At 66.4% G+C, this 14910-nt stretch carries 16 protein-coding genes and 1 pseudogene; 9 read left to right on the plus strand and 8 right to left on the minus strand.

Going from position 1 to position 14910, the window contains the following annotated elements; genetic code table 11:
• On the minus strand, positions 1-690 hold a 690-nt coding region (locus tag JWP83_RS16115; protein ID WP_297731709.1), incomplete at its 3' end, for a phosphotransferase.
• 48 nt (positions 691-738) lie between these two features.
• On the opposite strand from JWP83_RS16115, the pseudogene JWP83_RS16120 reads away from it, so the two are divergent.
• From JWP83_RS16120 to JWP83_RS16140, 4 genes and pseudogenes are all read left to right on the plus strand, one after another.
• Positions 739-1782 (plus strand): annotated as a pseudogene (locus JWP83_RS16120) (TIGR03857 family LLM class F420-dependent oxidoreductase).
• Positions 1783-1838: 56 nt separating this feature from the next.
• Positions 1839-2558 (plus strand): hypothetical protein, encoded by a 720-nt coding sequence (locus JWP83_RS16130; RefSeq protein ID WP_297731718.1) that lies wholly within the window; start codon positions 1839-1841, stop codon positions 2556-2558.
• Positions 2555-3142 (plus strand): cytochrome c oxidase subunit 3 family protein, encoded by a 588-nt coding sequence (locus JWP83_RS16135; protein ID WP_297731721.1) that lies wholly within the window; start codon positions 2555-2557, stop codon positions 3140-3142. The genes JWP83_RS16130 and JWP83_RS16135 overlap by 4 nt, the downstream gene beginning before the upstream one ends.
• Positions 3142-3420: a cytochrome C oxidase subunit IV family protein gene (locus JWP83_RS16140; RefSeq protein WP_297731724.1), complete on the plus strand. Its 279-nt coding sequence runs from the start codon at positions 3142-3144 to the stop codon at positions 3418-3420. Before JWP83_RS16135 ends, JWP83_RS16140 begins: the two co-directional genes overlap by 1 nt.
• 36 nt (positions 3421-3456) lie before the next feature.
• On the opposite strand, the gene JWP83_RS16145 is transcribed toward JWP83_RS16140, so the two are convergent.
• The 4 genes from JWP83_RS16145 to JWP83_RS16160 are packed head-to-tail and all read right to left on the minus strand — an operon-like array spanning position 3457 to position 6207.
• Positions 3457-4038: a nuclear transport factor 2 family protein gene (locus tag JWP83_RS16145; RefSeq protein WP_297731727.1), complete on the minus strand. Its 582-nt coding sequence runs from the start codon at positions 4036-4038 to the stop codon at positions 3457-3459.
• 5 nt (positions 4039-4043) lie between these two features.
• A complete protein-coding gene (locus JWP83_RS16150) occupies positions 4044-4967 on the minus strand; it encodes an SDR family NAD(P)-dependent oxidoreductase (RefSeq protein ID WP_297731730.1) in 924 nt (307 codons plus the stop codon).
• Positions 4964-5410 (minus strand): Zn-ribbon domain-containing OB-fold protein, encoded by a 447-nt coding sequence (locus JWP83_RS16155; protein WP_297731733.1) that lies wholly within the window; start codon positions 5408-5410, stop codon positions 4964-4966. The genes JWP83_RS16150 and JWP83_RS16155 overlap by 4 nt, the downstream gene beginning before the upstream one ends.
• Positions 5404-6207 carry an enoyl-CoA hydratase-related protein gene (locus JWP83_RS16160; protein ID WP_297731736.1) on the minus strand — a complete coding sequence of 268 codons (804 nt, stop codon included), beginning with the start codon at positions 6205-6207 and terminating at the stop codon, positions 5404-5406. The genes JWP83_RS16155 and JWP83_RS16160 overlap by 7 nt, the downstream gene beginning before the upstream one ends.
• 59 nt (positions 6208-6266) lie before the next feature.
• On the opposite strand from JWP83_RS16160, the gene JWP83_RS16165 reads away from it, so the two are divergent.
• Positions 6267-7505 (plus strand): transposase, encoded by a 1239-nt coding sequence (locus JWP83_RS16165; RefSeq protein ID WP_297731739.1) that lies wholly within the window; start codon positions 6267-6269, stop codon positions 7503-7505.
• Positions 7506-7555: 50 nt separating this feature from the next.
• On the opposite strand, the gene JWP83_RS16170 is transcribed toward JWP83_RS16165, so the two are convergent.
• Entirely contained in the window at positions 7556-8830 is a 1275-nt protein-coding gene (locus tag JWP83_RS16170; RefSeq protein ID WP_297731742.1) for a cytochrome P450, read from the minus strand.
• Between the two features lie 142 nt (positions 8831-8972).
• On the opposite strand from JWP83_RS16170, the gene JWP83_RS16175 reads away from it, so the two are divergent.
• A complete protein-coding gene (locus JWP83_RS16175) occupies positions 8973-10055 on the plus strand; it encodes a Gfo/Idh/MocA family oxidoreductase (protein WP_297731745.1) in 1083 nt (360 codons plus the stop codon).
• On the opposite strand, the gene JWP83_RS16180 is transcribed toward JWP83_RS16175, so the two are convergent.
• Together JWP83_RS16180 and JWP83_RS16185 are read right to left on the minus strand one after the other, a co-directional pair.
• Positions 10052-11197, minus strand: coding sequence for a Zn-dependent alcohol dehydrogenase (locus tag JWP83_RS16180; protein WP_297731748.1), 1146 nt, complete (start codon positions 11195-11197; stop codon positions 10052-10054). The genes JWP83_RS16175 and JWP83_RS16180 overlap by 4 nt on opposite strands.
• A gap of 20 nt (positions 11198-11217) precedes the next feature.
• Positions 11218-12681 (minus strand): aldehyde dehydrogenase, encoded by a 1464-nt coding sequence (locus JWP83_RS16185; protein ID WP_297731750.1) that lies wholly within the window; start codon positions 12679-12681, stop codon positions 11218-11220.
• Positions 12682-12759: 78 nt separating this feature from the next.
• On the opposite strand from JWP83_RS16185, the gene JWP83_RS16190 reads away from it, so the two are divergent.
• The 3 genes from JWP83_RS16190 to JWP83_RS16200 all read left to right on the plus strand — a co-directional run.
• On the plus strand, positions 12760-13194 hold the full coding sequence (locus JWP83_RS16190) for a MaoC family dehydratase N-terminal domain-containing protein (protein ID WP_297731753.1): 435 nt from the start codon (positions 12760-12762) through the stop codon (positions 13192-13194).
• Positions 13191-13676, plus strand: a complete 486-nt coding sequence (locus JWP83_RS16195; RefSeq protein ID WP_297731756.1) for a MaoC/PaaZ C-terminal domain-containing protein — start codon at positions 13191-13193, stop codon at positions 13674-13676. Before JWP83_RS16190 ends, JWP83_RS16195 begins: the two co-directional genes overlap by 4 nt.
• Before the next feature lie 12 nt (positions 13677-13688).
• Positions 13689-14910, plus strand: a 1222-nt coding sequence (locus tag JWP83_RS16200) for a TetR/AcrR family transcriptional regulator (protein WP_297731759.1), incomplete at its 3' end; no start/stop codon positions are given.

Raw genomic sequence — 14910 nt, forward strand, 5'->3', positions numbered from 1 at the left:
CTCGGCGTCGGTGTCGGGCGCTGCGGCGAGAAGCACCTGCAGGGCTTCCGCGAGCACATCCGCACCGACCACCAGATCGGCGCGACACCAGTCGTACCACCCGCTGAGTTTGTCCAGGTAACGCCGCAACGCCGTACGGGTCGGGTCGGCGTCGCCACGGAGGAAGCCCAACGTGTCGGGGTCGTCGATGCGGTGAACGTCGATCAGTGCACGCAGCCCGTTGTCGCACAGCAGCCCCCGCTCGGCAACGGACAGGTCGACGGTCCAGCCCCGCTTGTGCCAACTCGGAACGTCCGACGGTGCCCGCCCCCGCACTCGGCGCATCACATAAAACGGCGACCCCAGAACCGCTGCGTCGCGTTCGATGTCAACGATGTCCGGAACTCGAATGCCTTGCGCGCCAAGTCGTTGCATCACCTCGGCCTGTCGCGGGGCGTCGGGCACGGTGAACAACTGGTGGTTTTCGGCCTGTGCGCGCAACACCAGATCCTCGGCATGGCGCGTGCCGGCTTGGTCGGTCCAGGCGGCGGCGAAGAACACTGTTCGCCCGGAGTAACCGGCCGGCGGGGCGGTGAAATCGGAGACCTCGAAGGTGGTCGCTTCTGCAGCTGCCAGCCGAAGAGGCAACCAAGCCTGCAGCACCTCGCCCACCCGGTCGCCGACCTCGCCGCGCATCGAGGTGTACGCCATCAGAAACCCGTTGCCAGAATATTGAACACCACTGTCAGAATAGCGGTCATGGATAACAGTCGGTTGAGCAGTCCGGCGTTCGGGGCCTACGTGCTTCCCGGCCGTGTCACCGATCCCGGCGCGGTGATCAGCCAGGCACAGGCCGCCGAGCGCCTCGGCCTGCACACGGTATGGCTCGGCGAGCGGTGGGGCACCAAGGATCTCGGCGTGATCGCAGGCGCAGTCAGCCAGGTCACGTCGGGAATCCGAATCGCCTCGGGCATAACACATTTGCAATCGCGGCATCCCGCATTGTTGGCGTCGCTGGCGATGACGGCTCAGGCGCTTTCGGGCGGGCGGTTCGTCCTTGGCGTCGGACGCTCGGTGGACGCCATGTGGAAGGCCGTCGGGTTACCGAGGTCCACCAACGCTTCGATCGTCGACCACGCCGACATCTTCCGTCGCCTGTGCCGGGGGGAGAAGATCCGCTACGACGGACCGGCGGGCACCTACCCGTCCCTGCGGCTCAACGACCTTCCCGATCAGCCGGTGCCACCGCTGGTCTTTGCGGCGATCGGGTCCAAGGGCCTGGAGCTCGCCGGCCGTCACTTCGACGGCGTGCTGCTGCATCCATTCCTGACGACTGCCGCCGTGCGCCGATCGGTGGAGCTCGTCCGCGGCGCCGAACGCGCGGCTGGGCGGCCGGGGGGCAGCGTGCGGGTATACGCCACCGTGGTAGTGGCCTGCGAACTCCCTCCCGACGAGGAACTCGCGGTCGTCGGTGCACGCGCAGTGACCTACTACCAGATTCCGGGCTTCGGAGAGCGACTGGCAGTCGTCAACGGTTGGGATCCGGAGCCGTTGACCCGGTTGCGATCCCATCCGCTGCTCGACGGGATCTGAGGTTCGTCGGACTCCGTGCTCACCCGGGAGCAACTCATCGACGTCGCGTCGCTGTTGCCCGCGGCATGGACCGGCGATGCGGCGGCGATCGGATCGGTGTCCGCGTGCCACCAGGTATTCCAACGCTACCGAGAAGCGGGGGCCGACGAGTTGGTCTTGCACGGGAGTACACCCGAGCGGCTCGGCCCCCTCTTCGCGCGGGCAGACTGAGGGGCGGTTGGCCTTAAACAGTTAAATATTGAGCGGATTAGTTCTAGGATTCGGTCATGGATCTGAAACTCCAACGCATCGCCGCGTGGGGCGGAATCGTCATGCTCGTCCTGTTCTTCGTCTTCTTCATGCTGATCGGCAAGCTCATTCCGCCGCTCTCACCGACCGCGAGCGCTCGGGACATCGCGGACTTTCTCATCGCCAACAAACTGCGGGTACGGATCGGCCTCGCATTCAGCCTCCTCGCCGCCTGCGTCGCGTTGCCCTTCCTGGCCACGATCTGCCTGCGGGTGCGTCGGGTCGAGGGCAAGTGGGGCGTGTTGGCGGTGACTCAGATCTTCGCCGGGGTCATCTTCGTGCCGGGCTTCCTCTTCCCGATGATGGTGTTGGCCGCGGCGGCGTTCCGTCCCGAACACCGCGATCCAGGGATCACCCAGGCGCTCAACGACGTCTTCTGGTTGATGTTCGTCGGGATCGTCGGAACTCTGGTCGTGCAGGCCCTGGTGCTCACGACGGCGTCGTTTCTCGACCGAACGGATCCGCCGACATTCCCGCGATGGTTCGGCTATCTGAACGCTTGGTACGCGTTGCTTGCCCTGCCCGGCGGGGCGGTGATGATCTTCAACGAAGGCCCGCTCGCCTGGAACGGCGTCTTTGCCTTCTGGATCCCGCTAGTGGCCTTCAGCGTCTGGATGATCGCCGTGACCGCGGTGATGCTCCGCTCGATAAGCGCCGAGCAGGTGGCCGATCGACCGCTGGCGACCGCGGCCTCGTGACAGTCGGCGCACCGACCGCGCAGGCAACGGCGCGGCGGGTCCCCGGCGAGAACGGCACGTGGATCTTCCTGTTCGGCGACATGCTGGTCTTCGGCACGTTTTTCGCCACCTTCATGGTCGAGCGTGCCAAGGCACCCGAGATCTTCGATGCCTCGCGAAAAACGTTGCACACCGGTGTCGGGCTCACCAACACGCTGGTACTGCTGACGAGTTCGCTGTGTGTGGTCGTCGCTCTGGGCGCGCGGCGGTCCGGAGCGCGCCACGTTGCCCGCACGGCCGTACTCGCGGCCATGGTATGCGGCGGAATCTTCGTACTGCTCAAGGTGTTCGAGTATTACTCGCTGGTGACGAAAGGGCATGGCATCGGGGCCAACCATTTCTACCTGTATTACTTCATCCTCACCGGCGTGCATCTGTTTCACGTCTGCGTCGGCATCGCGGTACTTACGTTTCTGCTCACCCAGACCCGGCGGCACGACATCAGTGAAACCCGGATGGCGGTGGTGGAGGGTGGGACCTGCTTCTGGCATCTCGTCGACCTGTTGTGGATCATGCTGTTCCCGCTGCTGTACCTGGTGGCCTGATGTCCGGTCCCTCAGCGCTCGGGTTCGCGCGTGGCCGCGCCGGTGTGTCGTGGCTGGTGTTGATCGCGGCGACACTGGTGTCCTATGCGTTGGGCGCCGAGCACGGCGTCGGATCGGCGGTCGTGGTGGTGGTGTTCGGGATCGCCGCGATCAAGGTGAGGCTGATCGGGCTCGACTTCATGGAACTCCGTAGCGCGCCAATGCCATTGCGGGCCGCGTTCGAAAGTTACTGCCTGGGACTGTGGGCCGTCCTGTCCGGGCTCTACCTGTTTCTCTGAGCCTCGGCCACCGAGTCGCGGCGACACCCCACGGCGTCAGTGTGACCGGACCCCGAAGTCGATGTCCGGAATGCCGGAGAACGGCCTGAAGCCGGCCTTGTCCAGCCATGACGGGGCTGCGTTGTGTCCGGGTTCCGGGCGCGCCCAGTCCACCCACGAACCCCAATCATCGCGACGGAGCTTTTGCGTAAGCGTCTGTGGGTGTGCGGCCTCGGCGGCCGCGTAGCGAGCAGCGAAGCCCTTCATCTCGGGCAGCAGCCAGACGTCCTCCTCGGAACGCCACTTACCGCCGCCGGCATACTCGATGAATTGATACGAGGGGAAGTCGATGGGCTGGCCGCCGGGCTGCGGATTGTCGGCGCGATTGAGCACCTTGTATGCCACGCGCGTGCCATCGACGACGTACCAGACGAGCGGGCTGTAGACCTGCGGTGCGGCACCCATCGTGCCCTCGAGGAATCTGGTGATCTCCGCTGGGCCGGTGAACGTGCCGTAGAAGTGGTCGAAGTAGGTCGCGTCGTCGGTGAAGAGGCCGGCCCAAGCCTGCCAGTCTTCGAGCACCGGGCCAGTCATGAAGTAACGCCGAAATTCCCGCTCGACTTCCGCAATCTCTGGCATCGCGGTCACCCACCCAGTCGCAGGCCGGTGTTCCGGGTGCCGAACACGTCGGTGGCCATGATGGCCCCGAGTCTGCTTGCATCCCAGCGCTGTTGACCGTTCGACACCGATGCGACAGGATGCCAGCCTTTCAGTAGCTGGAGATCCTCGCCCATCGCGCGGATAACCTGCCCGCTGACGTGGCCGGCCTCGGGGCTGGCCAGCCAGGCCACCACCGGCGAACCCAGTGACGGGTCCTTGGGGTCGAACTCGTCCTCGGCGCGCTCGTCGGGTTCGATCGGAGCCTGCGCGCCGGGCATGGATGCTGACATCCGGGTGCGCCCGCCCGGGCTGATCGCATTCACGGTGGCGCCGATCGACGCCAACTCCAGGCTCAGGGTCTGGGTCAGGCCGACGATCGCGGCCTTGGCGGCGCTGTAGTTGGTCTGCCCGAAGTGACCGTGCAGTCCGGCGCCGGAGGTGGTGTTGATGATGCGGCCGTAGACCCTTCCGCCGGATTCCTTCGATTCCGTGCGCCACTTGCGCGCGACCGCGCGGCTGGTGAGCCAGCTGCCGCGGACGTGCACCCGCATCACCAGGTCGAAGTCGTCGGCGGTCATGTTCCAGATCGCCTTGTCGCGAACGATTCCCGCGTTGTTGACGACGATGTCCAGCCGACCCAGCTGCGAGTAGGCACGCTCGACGGCGAGGTCGACCTGCTCTTCGTCGCCGACGTCGCTGAAGTCGGAAACTGCTGTGCCACCCCGGCTTTCGATGATCGCCACCACTTCGTCGGCCACCTTGCCGGTGCCCTCGCCGGACAAGCTGGTGCCCAGGTCGTTGATGATCACGGTGGCGCCGTGCTTGGCCAGTTCGAGCGCGTGGCCGCGGCCAATGCCGTGTCCCGCACCGGTCACCAGGGCGACTTTGCCGTCGAGCAGTCCGGTCATGGGCTCTCCTCGCTTGGTGTGAAGATCGTCAGATATGGGCTGTCGGGATCCGCGTCGTCGACCGGGCGGAAGACGGCGGTGACCGGCATGCCGACCCGAAGGTCGTCAGGGTCGACGCCTTCGACCGTCGTCATCAGCCGTGGACCTTCGGCCAGTTCGACGATCGCGGCCACATACGGCAGCCGCTCCTTGAACGGTGCCAGATCATTCACGTAGACAGTCGAATACGTGTAGAGCGTCCCGCTCCCGCTGGCCCTTACCGGCTGCACGTCCTCGCTCCAGCAGAACGGGCAGAACGGGCGCGGGTAGTGGTGCACTCTGCCGCACGCCGCGCATTCGGCGATCAGCAATTGACCCTGCCTGGCGGCCTCCCAGTAGGGAGCGCTTGCCGCGTCGATGGTGGGAATGTCAACCCGTTCTTGCAAGCGAGCCACCCTCACCACCCGGTGAACTCGGTGGGTCGCTTCTCCACGAACGCCTGCACGCCTTCCGTGGAGTCGTGCGAATACGACTGAATCTCCTGCGCCATCGCCTCCGCGACGAATGCGCCGGAACGGTCGGTGTCGGGCGAGTCGTTGAGCAGCCGTTTGGTGAACGCGATAGCGGAGGTCGGCGCTCCGGCCAGCCGGCCGGCGAAGTCGGCGACCGTGGCATCCAAGTCGGCGGCGCTGACAACCCGGTTCACCAGTCCCAGCGTGAATGCTTCGGTGGCTGAGAGCCTTTCACCGAAGAACGCCATCTCCTTGGCTTTCTGCATGCCGATGCGGCGGGGCAGTAGATAGCAGCCGCCCCCGTCGACGACCAGCCCGCGCTTGACGAATGACTCCGCGAAGTAGGCGTTTTCGGTGGCGATCACCAGGTCGGAGGCGTATGCGACGTGGGCTCCCAGGCCGGTCGCCGCGCCGTGCACCGCGGCGATCACCGGTTTGTTGCAGTCCAGCACACTGGCCACCAGCTTCTGGGCGCCGTTCATGATGCGCCGGGTCGGCTCCAGCACGCGCTTCTCGCCCTGCGCGCGCCGTTCGGCGAGCGAGCCCACATCGGCGCCGGCGCAGAAGTGCTTGCCGTTGGCGCGCAGCACCACCACGCGTACCTTCTCGTCGGCGTCGGCGGTGGCCAGTAACGCGATGAGCGCATCACGATCGTCGGGACGTACCGCGTTGGCGGCTTCGGGCCGGTTCAGGGTGATCGTCATGACGCCGTCTGCGACGTCGGACAGCACCGCTGCCTGCGTGTTCATTGAGTCTCCTTCGGCCGGAAACCCTGGACATCAGTCCGGGAGGCAAGCCGATCCCCGGTGTGACGCTGGTGTACCACGTCGGGGATGTCGGTGTCGACGGTTACCGTGCGCTTGTGTCCCGCTTCCGGCTGCTGCCCGTCCCTGATCAGGAGGAGGCACTGTTGGCGCATTGTCGGGATGCGCGCTATGTGTGGAATCTGGCGGTGGAGCAGCAACAGCATTGGCAACCGGGGCGCAAGGCCCCCGGCTACGTCGAGCAGGCCGCGCAGTTGACCGAGGCCCGTGCCGAGTACGGGTGGCTTCGTGCCGGGAGTCAGACGGTGCAGCAGCAGGCGTTGCGGGATTTCGCGCAGGCCATGCGAAACTTCTTCAACGGCACGCACCGTCGCCCAAGGTGGCGCAAAGCCGATGTGCACGAAGGGTTCCGCCAGGTTGCGGTAAGACCGCATCACGTCAAGCGTCTGAATCGCCATTTCGGTCGAGTATGGGTACCCAAGGTCGGCTGGGTTCGGTTCCGCCTGTCGCGGCCGGTGCCCACGGGCGTCAAGTCCTACCGTGTCACCCGTGATCGGGCCGGCCGCTGGCATGTCGCGTTCGCCCACGTCCCTGACCCCCTCGCCGGTCCAGGCGACCGCAGCGTGGTCGGTATCGACCGTGGCGTTGTCGTCTCGGCGGCGCTGTCGACCGGTGAGCTGTTGCAAGTACCTGGTCTGAGCCGGGGCGAGACCAAGCGGTTGAAGGTGCTGCAGCAGCGGCTCGCCCGCGCTAAGCGTCGCTCCAACCGGCGCGCACGAACGAAACTGGCGATCGCGAACCTGAAGGCGCGTGAGGCAGACCGGCGCAAGGACTGGGTCGAGAAAGCCAGTACTGACATTGCGCGCCGCTTCGACACGATCAGGATTGAAGCCCTTGACGTGCGTGCGATGACCCGCACTGCGCGGGGAACTGTAGAGCAGCCTGGCGTGCGCGTTGCTCAGAAGCGCGGACTCAACCGGGCTATCAGTCGCAGCGGTTGGGGGCTGCTCGCTGCGCGCTTGCAGCACAAGGCTCATGGTCGGGTCGAGCAGATTCCAGCCGCGTATACGTCGCAACGATGCTCCGCGTGCGGACACGTCGCACCCGGAAACCGTAAGAGCCAAGCGGTTTTCGAGTGCGAATCCTGCACTGCTGGACGGTGCAACGCCGACGTCAACGCTGCACGCAACCTTGCCGCCGGACGGGCGGTGACTGCACGGGGAGACCTTGCCGGTAGGCGGTCTGCGAACCGTGAACCTCAACTCGCTACTCCTGCCGCGTAAGTCGATGGGATGGGAGATTGGAATCCCCGGAATTCAGTCCGGGGAGGGCGTCAAGGTGTGTAGGTGGCCTTCAGGTGTTTGATGCCGTTGACGAAGTTCGACCTCAGCATGACCGGTTCGCCGGCCGCGGTGATGTCGGGGTAGTGCGCGTAGAGCATCTGGAACGCCACGTTCAACTCAAGCCGGGCCAAGTGGGCGCCCAGGCAGAAGTGCGGTCCCGGACCGCCGAAAGCGATATGGTTGTTGGGTTTTCGCGCGATGTCGAAGTGCTCCGGGTGGTCGAAGACCGCGGGGTCGCGGTTGGCGGCGGGGTACCAGACCACGACCTTGTCGCCGGCGCTGAAGGTGTGGGTGACCTCGCCCTGCGAGTCGGTCAGCGTCACACCGTCACGGGTCACCGTGCGGCGAAAGTGGATCACCGGGCTGGCGTACCGCAGGATCTCCTCGACCGCGGCGGGCGCCATGTCGTCGTAGTTCGCCAGCAGTCGACCGCGCTGCTCAGGGTGCGCGCTGAGAATGAGCAGTCCGTGGGTCAGCGCATTTCGTGTGGTCTCGTTGCCCGCGCCGATCAGCAGGATGAAGAACTTCGCCAGTTCTTGAGGAGTCAGGTTCTCCTCGTCGGACGTGACCAGCTTGCTGATCACGTCGTTACGCGGATGGGCGATGCGGTCTTCGGCGATTCGCTTGAGCAGGTCGATCAGTTTTTCGCTGATGTCGGTTACTGCCGCTTCGATGCCCGCGACGGTCTGGTCGGGTACGTACTCGGGGTCCGACGCGCCGAGCACGATGTTGGTCGCCCGCAGGATGAACTGTTCGTGTTCGCGTGGAACGCCGAGCATGTTGTCGATGATGCGCAGCGGCAGCAGCGTCGCGAACGAAGAGACGAAGTCGCACTCACCCGAACGAGGCATCTCGTCGAGGATCTCGGCCGTGGTCTCTTCAGCCAAGCCACGCAGCTCGGAGAGTATGCGGGGGGTAAAGCCGCGCGAGACGATCTTGCGCAGCCGCATGTGTTCGGGATCGTCCATGTCGATGATGGAGCCGCGGTATTCGCGCATCTCCGAGGTCTGGTCAAAGATCTGCGTGCCCTGCCCGGAACTGAACTCGCCAGGGCGGCGGCTGATGTCGACGACGTCACGGTGGGCCCCGACCGCCCAGAACCCGCGAGGCCGCGGTGAGTCGGGCCGGTTGGTCCGAACGAAGACTGGACCGCCGGCCTCGCGAAGGCGCCGGTAGAGCTCGCTCCGGTCAGCCGGACGCTCCTGCCACCACTGCAGGTCGATCAGCGGTGCGAACTGCTGCTCGTCGGTGTCGATCGCGCTCACAGCATCCGATTCTGGCACTCATGTCACTTATAGGCAATGCCGGGGTGCAGGTTCAGATGAGGCAATGGCTCAATATTTGTTCGACGAGGCACGAGGTATCTAACATTGGTGTCACTGCCACTGGACGGACGGAGTAGAGCACATGACGTTGCGAGTCGGCATCATCGGCGTCGGGTGGGGCGCGCATGTGCAGGTGCCCGGTTTCCGGGCGGCGAAGGGCTTCGAGCCAGTCGCGCTCTGTGCGCGCACACCCGAGCGGCTGGAACGCGTGGCGGCCAAGCTGGGCATCGAACAGACCTCCAACGATTGGCAGTCGTTCGTCACCCGCGACGACCTCGACGTCATCTCGGTCGCGACTCCCACCGTGCTGCACCACGAGATGACGATCGCCGCACTGGCGGCAGGTAAGCCCGTGTTGTGCGAGAAGCCGCTGGCGGGTGACCTCGATGCGGCCCGCCACATGGTCCGTGCCGCGGCCGATTCCAAGCTGCCCACCGCATGTTGCTTCGAGAACCGGTGGAACCCAGACTGGTTGGCCGTCGCGGACCGGGTGCGCTCGGGCTTCCTAGGTTCGCAGTACCTCGCCCGGGTCAGCCGCAGCGCGTCCTACTGGCATCCGAGCCATCCGCTGCAGGCCCATTGGATGTACGACCGCGAGCAGGGCGGCGGCTATCTGGCCGGCATGCTGGTGCACGACCTGGACTTCCTGTGCAGCCTGCTCGGCCGCCCGGTCTCGGTGTGCGCGGAGGTGCGCACCAGCGACCCCGTCCGCGAACTGCCCGACGGCGGGACCCTGCCCGTCACCGCCGACGACACCGCGGCGCTGCTGATGCGCATGGAGTCCGGGGTGACCGCCATTTTGAGCCTCTCGGTGATGGGCGCCCACGCCGATCACTATCGCCTCGAATTGTTCGGCTCCGACGGCACCATCATCGGCGACGGCGACTTACGTTCCGCGGCATATAGTCTCGGCGCCGCCACCGATGCGGGATTGAGTCCCCTGACGGTCGATGAACGCGAGCCCGCGCACCCCGAGCGGTTGCCCGGAGGACTGGCGGGTCACGCCAGCCGGGCGATGGCGCTGATGCTGCAGGACTGGCTGCCCGCCTTCGACGGCGCCCCGAGCGCCGCGGCCACCTTCGAGGACGGACTGCTGTCGCTCGCGGTGATCGACGCCGCACATCGCTCGTCCGAAGGCGGCGGCTGGGAGCAGGTGCGCCCCTAGCTCGACGGCCAGCCGATCGAGGCTTCGGCGGGCGGGTAGATCAATACGCCGCGGATGTTGGCACCGGCGTGCATGTCGGCATAGCCGTCGTTGACCTTCTCCAGGGGGTAGGTGCGAGTGACCATGGATTCGAGGTCGACCTGCCCGGCGCTGTACAGCTCGAGGATCTTCGGGATGTCGGCACGTGGGTTGCCCGAGCCGTAGAGGGTTCCGATGATCTGCTTCTCGGTCAGGGTGAGGTCCATCAGGTTGGCCCGGATCTCGCGTTCCAGCATCGGGTGGATGTTGGTGACCACCAGCCGGCCCCGCTTGGCCGTCATGGCCAGCGCCCGGCCGACCAGTTGGCCGTCGCCGACTCCCATAGCGCAGATGAACTTGTCCACGCCGCGGTTCCAGGTAGCTTCGGCGACAACGTCTTTCGCCTCGTCCCAGTCCGCGGCGGTGTGGGTGGCTCCCATCTTCACCGCTTCGGCCCGCTTGTACTCCGAGGGGTCGATGACGGTGATCGTGCGGGCGCCCGCGAGCCGGGCGCCCTGCACCGCCGCGGCGCCGATGCCACCGACCCCCGCGATGGCCACCGTGTCGCCCGGTCGGACGTCGGCGGCATAGACCGATGATCCCCACCCGGTGATGAAGCCGCAGCCGAGAAGACAGGCCAGGTCGAGGCGATAATGCTCCGGGATCTTCACGCAACTCGCCTCGTGCACCACGGTGTGGTGCGCAAACGAGCCGACACCGCAAGCTAGCGCAAGGTCGTCGCCGCCGAGATGATGGCGAGCGGTGCCGTCGTGAATCTGCATGCCCGAGTAGACCTTTGCGCCCAGGTCGCACAAGCTCTGATGGCCGGTCGAGCACGAGGGGCACCGGCCGCACGACGGGATGAAGCTGAAAACCACGTGATCGCCCGGCGACAGCCACGACACGTGCTCACCGACGGACTTGACCACGCCCGCACCCTCGTGGCCGCCGATGCAGGGCAGTCGGATCGGCATGTCGCCGGTCACGAGGTGGTCGTCGGAGTGGCACATGCCCGAGGCGTGCAACTCGACCAGTACCTCGGTCGCCTTCGGCGCGTCGAGCTCGATGGTCTCGACAGACCAGGGTGTGTTGCGTTCGAATAGGACCGCTGCCTGTGTGTGCATGCCCGTGTCCCTTTCCGGTCCTAACGGATGATGGCCTGGTATTCGACGAAGCCGGCGATGCCCTCGGGGCCCCCTTCGCGCCCGATGCCGGACTGCTTGAATCCGCCGAACGGGCTGGCGAAGTCGAGCACGGCGGTCGAGTTGACGGCCACTGAACCCACCTGCAGCTGGGCCGCCACTGCCGCCGCCCGATCCTCGTCGGCAGACCACACCGCGCCGACCAGCCCGTAGCGAGAGTCGTTGGCGATGGCCACCGCCTCAGCGGCGTTGTCGGGGCCGGTGTCGTCGTAGGCGATGGCGACGGCGACCGGACCGAACACCTCTTCGCGGGCGATCTCCATATCGTTCGTCGCGGCGACGAGCGCGGGGGAGACGAACCACCCTGGGCGGTCGGGCCGCTCACCTCCGACCAGGACGGTGGCGCCCTCGCCCGGCGCGCGCCGCAGGAACCCCTCGACCCTATCGCGTGCAGCCTCGTTGATCAGCGGACCGATGTCGGTGGCCCGGTCGGCGGGATCGCCAACGATCAGCCCCGCGACAGCAGCAGTCAGCGCGGCCACAAATTCGTCGTAACGGCTGCGCGGCAACACGATTCGCGTTAGCGCGGCGCACAGTTGACCGTTGTTGCCCATCACGCCGGCCACCAACCCGGACACCGTCGTCTCGAGTGGCGCGTCGGGCAGCACGATGGCCGCCGACTTGCCACCCAGCTCGGTGCTGCAGCGGCGGATGCGTGAGCCGCACGACGCTGAGATCCGGGCGCCGACGGCCGTCGAACCGGTAAAGCTGATCTTGTCGACACCTGGGTGATCGGTGAGCAGCTCACCGGTCGCGGCGCCGCCGTTGACGACATTGACGACGCCGTCGGGCAGTCCGGCTTCCTCGATCGCCTCCATCAGCACGCCGAATTCGAGCGGGGCATCGGGCGCGGGCTTGAGCACGATCGTGCATCCCGCCGCCAGGGCCGGACCGAGCTTCAGCGCGGCGACGAACAACGGCGTGTTCCACGGCACGATGGCGCCCACCATGCCGACGGGAAGCTGACGTACCTCAACGGTGCCGCCCGTCATCGAAGGCCGACTCGACGAGAAGGGATAGTCAGGGGTGATCGTCGCGTAGGCGCGCAGCACGCCGGCCGCGGTGATGACCTGACCGAACGTGCTCCAGGATCGCGGCGAGCCGATCTCGGCGGTCGTCAGGTCGGCCAGTTCGCCTTTGCGGGCGCTCAACGCCTCCGCGAGTCGGCCCAGTGCTGCGCCGCGATCGGCGGCGGATACCTGCCCCCAGGACTGCAGTGCGCCCCGGGCGGCCGCGACCGCGGAGTCCACTTCCTCGCGGTCGGCGACACCCACGGTGCCCAGTAGCTCGCCCGTGGTCGGCGACGTCACATCCAGCGTCCCGGTGTGCGCGCCCGACACCCATTTACCCGCGCTATAGCTTGCTGCCAACTCGACCATGGCCACCGATTCTGGCAGCAATGTCATCTTTGGACAAGCGGCTCATTGGTGATGAAGCGATGTTTCAGTTTCGGTTCTGCACATTTTCTGACAGTATTGGTCATTATGACTGCAGCGCCGGACAGCGACGCCGACGGCAGTGCCGGACGGCCATGGGAGCTGGTCGTGGAGCGCGGCAAGATCGCCGAGTTCGCCGAGGCCATGTTGTGCGACGACCCCTCCTACCGTGGTCCGGACGCGATCATCCCGCCGACGTTTCTGACCACCGGCGGCCGCTGGGCGCCGGCCGGCGTCCGAGTCGACGTGCGTTTCGACCGCAAGCGCCTGCTGCACGGCGAGCAGGAATACATCTTCCACGGCGACCTGCCCGTCGCCGGAGACGTCCTCACCGCACAGGAGAGGGTCGTCGACCGGTACTCGAAACCGGGCAAGCGCGGGGGCACAATGCGTTTCGCCACCGTGGTCACCGAGTACCGCGATGCGGGGGGAGCGCTCGTCGCCGAGGCCAGAGCAACCTTCATCGAGACGGCCCAGCGATGAGACCCGGCGACGGCGCGGGGGCACAGCTGGCGGCGGCCACCGCATTGAGGGTGGGTGTGCAGGCGCCGGCCCGTGAGTTCGGCCCGCTCACCCGGCAGATGTTCGTTCGCTACGCCGGTGCGTCCGGCGACCTCAACCCCATGCACTACGACGATCAGCTCGCGCAGTCCGCGGGCTACCCCTCGGTATTCGCGCAGGGCATGTTCTCCGCGGCGCTGCTCGCCGGGTTCGCCACCGACTGGCTGGGCGCGGGCTGCGTGCGCCGTTTCGGCGTGCGCTTCCGCGAGCAGGTCTGGCCGGGCGACGTGTTGACCTGTTCAGGCACGGTGACCGCGGTATCGGCGGAGTCCGACGCCGACCGGGTAAGCGTGGAGTTGTCCGCCACCCGGCAGACGGGCGGGATCGCGATCACCGGCACCGCGGATTTCCTGGTCCCGCGAAACGCCCCTGGGCGCGACGCGGGTAGCCCGCATCGGCCATAAGCTGGAAACGCCATGTCCGAAGCCTCGATCGTCCGCAGGGCCAGCTACGGCCCCTCCAGTCCCGCCGTGGGCGCTCGTGGCGCCACCACCCGGGGCCGGATCGCCGAGGTGTCGCTGGAGCTTTTCGGCCGGGTCGGGTACTTCGACACGTCGGTCGACGCGATAGCGAAGGCAGCCGGGGTATCCCGGGCCACCCTGTACCAGTACTTCAAGGGCAAGGACGAAATCTTCCTGGAGCTGCTCAACGAATGCGGCAGCGCGTTGTTTCGGGTGGCGCGGCGCATCGGTGCGCTCGGGGCGGACGAGGTTGGCTTCGACAATCTGAACTGGTGGCTGGGCGAGTGGAGCTGGGTGTTCGACAAGTACTCCACGATGTTCGTGCAGTGGACGGCGATCGCCTCGTCGGACACCAAGGTGCGCCCCGAAATCACCCGGTTCGTGCGCAGTTACAACCACCGTGTCGCCGAGCGGCTCGCCGCCTCCGGCCTCAAGGGTCTGGACCCGGAGGTCGCGGCCATGACGATGACCGCGCTGGTGCACCGCATCAATCTGTTTGTGCACACCGACCGCGCCTATGGCCGTAGCGCCAAGGACGCGATCGACACGTTGTCGGTATTCCTGCAGCTGATGTTGTTCCCCGACACCCCGCCATCGGTGTTGACGTCGTTAGGTCTGCACGCCAGCACTGACCCCGCGGCTGAGGTGGACGCGGTCGCGGTGCCTCCGGCGCCGGACGTCGAAGGGCTGTCCGTCAGCGAGCGCACCGCGAGTCTCAGCAAACGCGCCGTCATCACTGTGAATGCTTTAGCCGATGCCGGCGCCGCTCAATTCCGTGCCCGGGGCTACCGCAGCACCAGTGTCGACGACATCGTCGAGTCGGCCAACGTGGCGCGAGGCACGTTCTATAAATACTTCAGCGATAAGCAGGATCTGCTCGCCGCCGTGGCCGCCGAAATCTATGGCGCCGGAATGGCATTCGCAGACCGGATCGCCGACGTCGATCCGGTGTCAAAGAAGTCGACGCTGCGGCGCTGGCTGGGCACCTACGTTGAGTTTTATGACCGGTATTCGGGTTGCATCGAGGCGTGGGCCGAGGGTGCCACCGACGATCACACCATCGTGAGCATCGGGGAGAACGGACAGGTGCAGATGGACATCGGCGCGGCCAGGATGCTGATTCGCGGACCGGATCGGTACCCTTTCGATCCGGTGGTCTCGGCACTGATCCTGCGTG

The sequence above is a fragment of the Mycobacterium sp. genome (assembly GCF_025965855.1).
Lineage (GTDB): Bacteria > Actinomycetota > Actinomycetes > Mycobacteriales > Mycobacteriaceae > Mycobacterium.